At 65.5% G+C, this 6,704-nt stretch carries 6 protein-coding genes and 1 tRNA gene; 3 read left to right on the top strand and 4 right to left on the bottom strand.

Translation table 11 applies throughout. The features are described from left to right. Together LCM4576_RS17315 and LCM4576_RS17310 are read left to right on the top strand one after the other, a co-directional pair. The coding region (locus tag LCM4576_RS17315) for an O-antigen ligase (RefSeq protein ID WP_071033296.1) at positions 1-1,065 on the top strand (1,065 nt) is incomplete at its 5' end. An 84-nt stretch (positions 1,066-1,149) separates the two neighbouring features. Beyond that, positions 1,150-1,226, top strand: a tRNA-Pro gene (locus tag LCM4576_RS17310). 64 nt (positions 1,227-1,290) lie between these two features. On the opposite strand, the gene LCM4576_RS17305 is transcribed toward LCM4576_RS17310, so the two are convergent. Further along, entirely contained in the window at positions 1,291-2,304 is a 1,014-nt protein-coding gene (locus tag LCM4576_RS17305) for a sugar-binding transcriptional regulator (protein WP_071033295.1), read from the bottom strand. A gap of 152 nt (positions 2,305-2,456) precedes the next feature. Here LCM4576_RS17305 and LCM4576_RS17300 point away from each other — a divergent pair, with 152 nt between their 5' ends. Further along, positions 2,457-3,239 carry a hypothetical protein gene (locus LCM4576_RS17300; RefSeq protein WP_071033312.1) on the top strand — a complete coding sequence of 261 codons (783 nt, stop codon included), beginning with the start codon at positions 2,457-2,459 and terminating at the stop codon, positions 3,237-3,239. 17 nt (positions 3,240-3,256) lie between these two features. On the opposite strand, the gene ptsP is transcribed toward LCM4576_RS17300, so the two are convergent. Genes ptsP through LCM4576_RS17285 form a run of 3 tightly spaced genes read right to left on the bottom strand, consistent with a single transcriptional unit; the run spans position 3,257 to position 6,703 of the window. Further along, positions 3,257-5,242: a phosphoenolpyruvate--protein phosphotransferase gene (gene ptsP, locus LCM4576_RS17295; protein ID WP_071033294.1), complete on the bottom strand. Its 1,986-nt coding sequence runs from the start codon at positions 5,240-5,242 to the stop codon at positions 3,257-3,259. A gap of 47 nt (positions 5,243-5,289) precedes the next feature. Beyond that, positions 5,290-5,670, bottom strand: coding sequence for a PTS glucitol/sorbitol transporter subunit IIA (locus LCM4576_RS17290; RefSeq protein WP_071033293.1), 381 nt, complete (start codon positions 5,668-5,670; stop codon positions 5,290-5,292). Between the two features lie 28 nt (positions 5,671-5,698). Beyond that, entirely contained in the window at positions 5,699-6,703 is a 1,005-nt protein-coding gene (locus LCM4576_RS17285) for a PTS glucitol/sorbitol transporter subunit IIB (RefSeq protein ID WP_071033292.1), read from the bottom strand. Between the last annotated feature and the right edge of the window lies 1 nt (position 6,704).

Genomic DNA, 6,704 nt, shown 5'->3' with positions numbered 1-6,704 from the left:
CTGCGGATTTCGCGCGCGATCGTGCCCTTGCTGGTGCTTCTGGTGGCGATGAACATCGGCGGAATGATCGCCATGACGCAGATGGCGGATCTCGCCAACACGCCGCTCTACCTCGCCGTCTCGCTGTTCCTCGCCTTCAGCGCGGTGTTCTTCGCCTCCGTGACCTCGGTCCAGCCCAGCCTCTACCGGCTGATCTTCATTGCCTATGTCTTGTCGGCGGTGGCGACCTCGCTGCTCGRCATCGCCGGCTATTTCCACGCCTTTCCCGGCGCGGAGATGTTCACCAAATACGACCGCGCAGCCGGCGCCTTCCAGGACCCGAACGTGTTCGGGCCATTCCTCGTGCTGCCCGGCACCTACCTGCTCTACCTGCTGCTCACCGGCCCGGTGTCGCGCATGCCGCTTCTAGCGGTGCCGCTGCTCATCATCACCGCCGGCATCTTCTTCTCTTTCTCGCGCGGCGCCTGGGGCATGTTCGCGGTGTCGGCGGTGCTGCTTACCGCGTGCCTGTTCCTGCAGAGCGCCAGCGGCAAGTTCCGGCTGCGGGTGGTGGTGATGACGATCGCGGCCGTGGCGCTGCTGGTCATCGCTTTCCTGATCATCCTGCAACTGCCCGGCGTGTCGGACATGTTCACGCAGCGCGCGCAGCTCGAGCAGAGCTACGATTCGGCGCGGCTGGGCCGATTCGCTCGCTACACGATCGGCTTCCAGCTTGCGATGGAGCATCCGCTCGGTATCGGCCCGCTGGTGTTCGGCACGATCTATGGCGAGGATACGCACGACATCTGGCTGAAGGCGCTGATGGATTACGGCTGGCTGGGTTTCGTGTCGTTCCTGACGCTGACCTTATGGACGATCGGCGCCGGCTTCCGCATCCTTTTGCGCGACCGRCCATGGCAGCCTTATCTTCTGTGCGCCTATGTCGCCTATCTCGGCAATATCGGCCTCGGCACCTTCATCGACATCGACCACTGGCGCCATCTCTATCTGCTGCTCGGCCTGGTCTGGGGCGCGATCGCGCTGGAGTACCGGCACCAGAAGGAATTGYGGCTGGCGAGGCCCTAATCCCTCCTTGYGATTTCACCTGCGCGATAGATACCGAATTCGGTTGACCCGCACGGGGTTATCACGATACATCGCCACCCGGTCCGGAGTGTAGCGCAGCCCGGTAGCGCACTTGACTGGGGGTCAAGGGGTCGTCGGTTCGAATCCGGCCACTCCGACCATTTAAATCCTTGAAATCCCCCACGAAGGCGGCACGAACGTGCCAGGCGAGCTTATTCCCGCCGCTTAACTACCATGCGCAGCCAGCATCCGGCGCGCGCTTTCCTCGTCGGTGATCAGGATGGTCGGCGCGATCAGGTGCATGGCGCCGAGCAATGCATCGGTCTTCTCCTCGCCGCCGGAGGTGAGGATGCGGATCGGCGCCTTGCGCAGGCGGTCGACATCCACCGACATCACGTGGCTGTTGACGGGATGGTCGACCAGATCGCCCTTGCGGTCGTAGAAATGGAACAGAAGGTCGCCGACGGCGCCGCGCGCCAGCAGGGCCTCGCGGTCCGCTTCCTTGAGGAAGCCGCCGCGCGAGAAGGTGGTAGCCGAAGCGATGCCGCCGACGCTCAGCAGGACCGCATCGAGCGCGTCGGCCATTGCAAAAATCTCCTGCAGGCCGCAGCGTTCCACCAGCGCGATCTTGGTCTCGACGCTGTCGACGACGGCCGGCGTCGGCATCAGATAGCCGTCGCCCTGGAAGATCTGGGCGAAGCGCCAGGCGAACTCGGCCGGATTGACCCGGCGTGCGACGCCGACGCCGCCAAGCAGCGAGATCACGCTGAAATCGGTGAGCGACTTGGCGCTGATGAAGGGCAAGGTGTTGAACAGTGTCACGCCCCAGCCGACGCCGACCCGCATGCCGGATTTCATCGCGTCGGACAGGAACATGCCGGTCTTGGCGGCGATCGCCGGGATCGGATCGGCCTTGGGGTCGGTGAGCGGCGCCACCAGCGCCTGCTGCAGACCGAAGGTCCGTTCGAGCGCGCGCTCCAGCCGCACGATCTCCAAAAGCTCGCTCTCGATGGTGATCTTCACCTCGTTGCGCGCCCTTGCCTCGGCCAGCATGCGCACGATGGTGACGCGGCCGACGCCGAGCACGTCGGCGATCTCGTTTTGCGTCATCTGTTCGACGAAATACATCCAGGCGGCGCGGATCCTGAGGCGGTCGGTCCGGCTTTCGCTGACGACCTGCTCGGATGCCTCGCCAGCCGCCCTGCCGTTTTCTGGTTCGCCCTGCCGTCGCCTGCCCAAGTTCCCCTCCAACTCCGGCGACGACACCGTCCCGCCGATTCTGCATGCTGGTTAAATATCGTCTATTGATCTACCAATCGAGACGAACAATCTAGAGAGGGCGACTGGCGCCCCAAGCCGTGAGCGGCTTCAGCATTTCGAGGCAATTGGCGATGCTGCGACAAATCTCCGAGGATGTCCGCGCCAACCTGAAGGATCGGCTTCGGGAACTGCGCGACGCGATCCGCCAAGGCCGTCACGACAGCGCCGGTGATACCTCGCACGACATCGCCGGCAATTTGCCGCCCTTTCCGGGCCRCAGCCTGCTCGGCCATGCCGCGAGCGCTGTCGACGAGGCGCTGACGATCGCCGAATCCTTCGTTCCGCATTCCCGGCCGCTCAAGGTCGACGGCACGACCGTGAAAAGCCTGCGGGCCTATTTCCCGCAAGGCGACGAGGACCGGCAGATCGGCGGCGAACGTCAGTTCAGGCGTGATATGTATTACCTGACCCGGGCGGTTCTCGCCGGCTACGGCATCGACAATCCCCGTGTCCATGAGGCGAGTTTTTCCGCCGTGCATGTCGCGATGCGCAAGCGCCACGCGAATCTTCTGGCTGCCGCGACGGCGGACGCGGCATCCACCGACCAGGTCGCGGCGGCCTGCGCGGCTCTCCTCGTCGAATGCCTCAACCATCGTCCGGTCCAGCCTGGCGAGATCGGGACAGGCCCGGCGATCGCCGGCGACCGGTCTCTCGACATCAGGTGCCTTGCGCCCGTGGTGCTTGCCTGCGGACTGGCGACCAAGGCGCACGGCACGCCCGAGCCCGATATTCTCGAGATCGCCGTGCTGGCGGCCGAAGTGCGGGAAGATCGCATCAGGCAGGCCTGTGCCCATGCGAATGCGGTCCAGGAGTTGACACCGGTTCTCGCCACGCTGCTCGCGCATCTGACGTAACCGCCGCGTGGGATCCGCTATCGCTCGGCCGCCATGGCCGCGATGGTCTTCTTGGCGCGCTGGATCGAGGCCGGGCTCATGCTGAGCTCGGTCAGGCCCATCTTCACGAAGGTTGGGATCAGGTCCGGCCGGCCGGCGGCCTCGCCGCACATGCCCACCATGATGCCGGCGGCGACACCCGCCTTGGCGGTCAGCTCGATCGCCGACATCACCGCCRGATTGGTGACGTCGTTGAGCTTGGCGACCGTCGGGTTGAGGCRGTCGGCGGCCATGATGTACTGGGTCAGGTCGTTGGTGCCGATCGAGAAGAACGCCACCTCCTTTGCCAAAGCCGGCGCGATCAGAACGGCGGCGGGCGTCTCGATCATCACGCCGAGTTCGAAGCTCGCATACGGCACGCCCTCCGCCTTCAATTCAACCGCGCATTCGTCGACCAGCGCGCGGGTGCGCGTGACCTCGGCGATCTCCGAAACCATCGGCAGCATCACCTTGATGTTGCCGTGCACGGCGGCCCTGAGCAGCGCCCGCAGCTGGCGCTTGAAGATGTCGGGACGATCCAGGCACATGCGGATGCCGCGCCAGCCGAGGAAAGGATTTTCCTCGTCGGGGAATTCGATGCCGGCRATCGGCTTGTCGCCGCCAATGTCGAGCGTGCGCACGATGACCGAATGCGGTGCGAAAGCCTTGGCCAGCGCGCTGTAGGTCTYGGCCTGCATGTCCTCCGACGGCAGGTGCATGTGGCGCATGAAGAGCAGTTCGGTGCGGAACAGGCCGACGCCCATGGCGCCGGCTTCCTGCGCCGCCTCGATCTCCTCCAGCGAGCCGATATTGGCCGCGACCTCGATCACCGTGCCGTCGGCGCGGGTGGGCGTCACGCCCTTGAACACTTTCAGCCCGGCGCGCTCCTGCGCCGCGGCTTCGACACGCTTGTTGAAATCGGTGCGCGCGGCCTCGTCAGGGTCCACGAGAACGTGTCCCGCATTGCCGTCGATGGCGACCTCCTTGGCCGTCCGCAACGCGTTGATCTTATCTCCCAGACCCAGCACGGCCGGGATGCCGTGCGAGCGGGCGATGATGGCGATGTGCGAGGTGGCGCCGCCATGGCCGCAGACCACGCCGCCGATGCGCTTTAGCGGGGCGCGCGCAAGGTCCCAGGCGCCGATGTCGTCGGCGATCAGGATCGCGCCTTGCGGTATGGTTTCCAGGCTGACCTCGTCCTGGCCGAGCAGCACCAGGCAAATCTGCCGGCCGACGGCATGGACGTCGTCGGCGCGGGCGTTGAGATAGTGATCGTCGACGGCGCTGAAATCGGCGGCGATGGTGGCCGACGCCGCGATGACCGCCGAGACCGCGTCGTCACCGCCTTTGATCAGCCTTTCGACCTCGCCGGTCAGGCTGTCGTCGGCGGCGATGTCGCGCAGTGCCGCAACGATGCCACGGTCGCCGGCGGRGAGATTGTTCTCGGCAAGCGTGCGATCCATGCGCGCCTGGACGCTGGCGACGGCGCCGCGGAAGCGCTCGAGCTCACCTTCGATCTCATCGCCCTGCAGGCGCCTGCCCGGTCCCTCGATCTCCGGCGGGAAATGGGCGAAGGCCGGCCCGATCGCCACACCCTCGCTGGCGGCGACGCCTTGAAGTTTCGGGGGGCCATCCACCGCCGCGGCGGCAGGCGGCGCGGTCCCGGAAGCGGGCGTCGCAACTGCGGCTTCCGGGCCACCCTCACCCGCCTCGCTCTCGTCGTCGAGGCCGGCACGCGGGTTCTCCAGATAGCCGATCAGCGCCTCGATCGCTTCGATCGCGTCGGCGCCGTTGGCGCGCACGGTGACTTCCTGGTTTTCCTTGACTGCCAGGAGCATCAGCTTGACCGAGCTCTTGGCGCTGACCGCCTTGCCGTCCTTGACCAGCTCGACATCGGATTCGAAACCCTTGGCTAGTTTCACGAACCGCGTGGCGGGACGGGCGTGCAAACCTTCGTGCACTCTGACGATGGTCGAGCGTTCCATGGCAATACTCTAGGWTTGGGCGCTATCGACAGACAGCGCGGACATTATCAGGCGGCGATGGTGATGACAGCGCCTGGGGTCAGGGCCGCCACGAGCGCTCCGGTATCGACCTCGGATGCGCAAACCTCGCCCGGCCTTTCGGCCTCTGTCGCTCCGTTGAAGGAGATCACGACATGGCCCATCTCGCGGACCTTACTCCAGGCCGTGTCGCCGACCGCCGTTATAACAGCCGAAACCGGTCCGAGCGTGATCGACGCGYCTTTCGCTGGCCCGTTGTCGCTCGGGCCTTCCTCCGTCTTGTGCAGCACGGAGACCTCGGCCAGTTCGGGAGGCGAGCCATCCGCGAACAGGATGACCACGCCGCCCTCGGCGAGGTCCGCCACTTCGGGTCCGATGGCTGTGACCCGTGTCTTGAGAAGAACCGACATGTGGCGAACCTCGTTTTTTACCAGTGATTTAGAACACGATCAGGGAGACGACCCATGCGATCAGCACGGAGACCGGGCCCATGATCTGGCGGCTGATGAGCACCGCCGGCACACCGATTTCAATCGTCTTCGGCTTGGCCTCACCGAGCGCCAGACCGACGGGGACGAAATCGCAGCCCACCTGGGTATTGTAGGCAAACAGCGCCGGCAGCGCCATTGCGGGCGAGATGGTGCCGTTGGCGATCTGCGGGCCGATGATGGCGACGCCGATGACCTGCGCAATGACCGCGCCCGGTCCCAGGATGGGCGACAGGAACGGCAGGCCGCAGATGGCCGAGATGACCAGCAGGCCGACGATGTTGTTGGCCAGCGGACCCATCGGCTGCGCCAGCACGTCACCGATACCGGTATAGAGGATCAGGCCGATCAGCATGGTCACGAAGGCCATGAAGGGCAGCACGTTGCGGACGACCTGGTCGATGGTGCGGCGGCCGGAGTTGAAGAAGATGCCGACCACGCGGCCCATGACGCGGCCGATGGAGCTGATCAGGCCGATAAGCCCGCCTTCGCTGGGCAGCGGCTCGGCCGCCCTGGCAGTGGTGTTGTTGCTTGAACTCATCGTTGCTGCTCCCCCCGCAGTGGTGACCGCTTCGGATCCGTCCGCCATTGTGACGTTGGCCGGCTTCACGCCCGAAACGTAGATGTCTTCCGTGATGAACTGGGCGAGCGGACCCGCCTGGCCGACCGGCGTCAGATTGACGGTCGGGATACGCTTGCGCGGATAGACGCCGCAGCGCRCCGTGCCGCCGCAGTCGACTACGACGACCGCCATCTCGCTTTCGATCGGCGGCGACTTGAAGCCGTCGACGGCCTGGGCGCCGGTCATGTCGGCGATGAGCTGCGCCACCGGATGAATGCCGCCGCCGGTCACCGACACGACCTTGTTGCGCTGATCGGTCGGCTCGATGACCAGAGGGCCACCCCAACCGGTGGAGCCCTTCGAGATCTTTACTGCCTTGTATGTCTTGGCCATG

This window comes from Mesorhizobium sp. LCM 4576 (assembly GCF_001854815.1).
GTDB classification, from domain to species: Bacteria; Pseudomonadota; Alphaproteobacteria; order Rhizobiales; family Rhizobiaceae; genus Mesorhizobium; species Mesorhizobium plurifarium.
This window is presented reverse-complemented; position numbering and strand designations above follow the sequence as displayed.